2 protein-coding genes are annotated in these 1,857 nt (G+C 51.8%); both read right to left on the reverse strand.

The genetic code is table 11. From position 1 onward, the window contains the following. The coding region (locus ACR0P9_RS11880; protein ID WP_432620415.1) for a dihydroxy-acid dehydratase at positions 1-1,142 on the reverse strand (1,142 nt) is incomplete at its 3' end. Between the two features lie 165 nt (positions 1,143-1,307). Beyond that, entirely contained in the window at positions 1,308-1,796 is a 489-nt protein-coding gene (ilvN, locus tag ACR0P9_RS11885; protein ID WP_432620417.1) for an acetolactate synthase small subunit, read from the reverse strand. Positions 1,797-1,857 lie beyond the last annotated feature (61 nt).

Consider the following 1,857-nt stretch of genomic DNA (forward strand, 5'->3'; position numbering starts at 1 on the left):
TTGCCCCACAGGATAGCAATGCCGCCGGTCTGCATATACGGATTGTCAATCGGACGGATGACATTCGGGTTCTTGTTGATGCAGCCCTTGATGTTCTCGCCAACCTTCTTGCCGGTTGCCGTAATGGTATCCAGCTCAATCAGGTTCTTCTTGGACAGCTCATTCATGACTGCATAGATACCGCCAGCCTCATTCAGCTCCTGAATGTAGGTTCTGCCAGCCGGCGCCAGATGGCACAGATTCGGCGTGGTATCGGATACATGGTTCATCTTCTCCAGATCCAGCTGAATGCCAGCTTCATGAGAGATTGCCAGCAGATGCAGAACGGTATTGGTGGAGCAGCCCAGAGCCATCTCGCACTCCAGTGCGTTATGAATAGACTTCTCATTGATAATGTCGCGCGGCTTGATGTCCTTTTCCAGCAGCTCCATGATCTTCATACCCGCGTGCTTTGCCAGCTGGATGCGGTCGGAATGTACAGCCGGAATCGTGCCGTTGCCCGGCAGAGCCATACCGATTGCCTCACACAGGCAGTTCATAGAGTTTGCGGTGTACATGCCGGAGCAAGAACCGCAGCCCGGGCAGGAATGACACTCAACATCGGTGATTTCCTCATCGTTAATCAGGTTTGCCTTGCGCGCGCCAACTGCCTCAAAGGTGTAAGACAGGGAAACATTCTCGCCCTTGACGTGACCTGCCAGCATCGGGCCGCCAGAAACAACGATGGACGGAATATTCAGACGAGCAGCAGCCATGACCATGCCCGGAACGATCTTATCGCAGTTCGGGATGAGAACCAGTGCATCAAACTGATGTGCCTGAGCCAGAGTCTCAACAGAGTCTGCAATCAGCTCACGAGACGGCAGAGAATACTTCATGCCGACATGACCCATGGCAATACCATCACAGACACCGATTGCCGGTACCAGAATCGGCGTACCGCCTGCCATGCTGACACCGGTCTTTACAGCAGCGGCGATCTTATCCAGATTGATGTGACCCGGAATAATCTCGCTGTATGCAGAAACAACGCCGATGAGCGGACGCGCCATCTCTTCCTCGGTCAGACCGCAGGCACGGAGCAGCGAACGATTCGGCACGCGCTCTACGCCCTTCGTAATATTATGACTTCTTAATTCCATGAAAAGCACCTCCAAGGCGGCAGTGCGCCGCCGCGATAAAAAAAGCGGGAACCGGTACATGACCCGTCCCCGCTGTATCTTTACAAAACATGCGTCAAATTTGTCATGTACTTTCTTATTATAAAAGAATGCATGACACAAATCAAGGGCAGAACGTCAGATTTCTCAGTCCTTATCCTTGTCCCAATGTACGGCAGTGATACCGGTACGGCTGGACTCGACAACGTTGAAGTTCTGCATAATGGACAAGAATGTATCCAGCTTGGACGGTACGCCAGAAATGCGAACGATGATAGAATGTTCGCCTGCATTGACGACATCTGCCTGATAAACGTCACACAGCTCGCGGATGCTTTCCTGTACATCCACGCCGCCCTCAATCTTAATCAGTGCCAGCTCACGGCAGAATGCTTCGTCTTCCTTGATGTGAACGACTTCTACGCACTCTTCCAGCTTGCGCATCTGCTTGAGAATCTGATCCAATGTGTATGCATCGCCAACTGTGACAATGGTGATGCGGGAAAACTTCTCATCAACGGTCGGGGAAACCGTCAGAGAATAGATGTTGAAGCCGCGGCGACCGAACAGGCTGGAAACGCGAGCCAGTACGCCAGAATTATTCTGTACAACGGCTGAAATAATATACTTTTCCATGTTTTTTCCTCCTCGATCAGTCGATGATAACGTTGCGAACGGTTTCGCCGCCCGGAATAAA

Source organism: Butyricicoccus sp., from assembly GCF_050872565.1.
Taxonomy (GTDB): domain Bacteria; phylum Bacillota; class Clostridia; order Oscillospirales; family Butyricicoccaceae; genus Butyricicoccus_A.

Coding starts and splice junctions, on each gene's coding strand:
- ilvN (WP_432620417.1), bottom strand. CDS start 1,796: ATGGAAAAGTATATTATTTCAGCCGTTGTACAGAATAATTCTGGCGTA.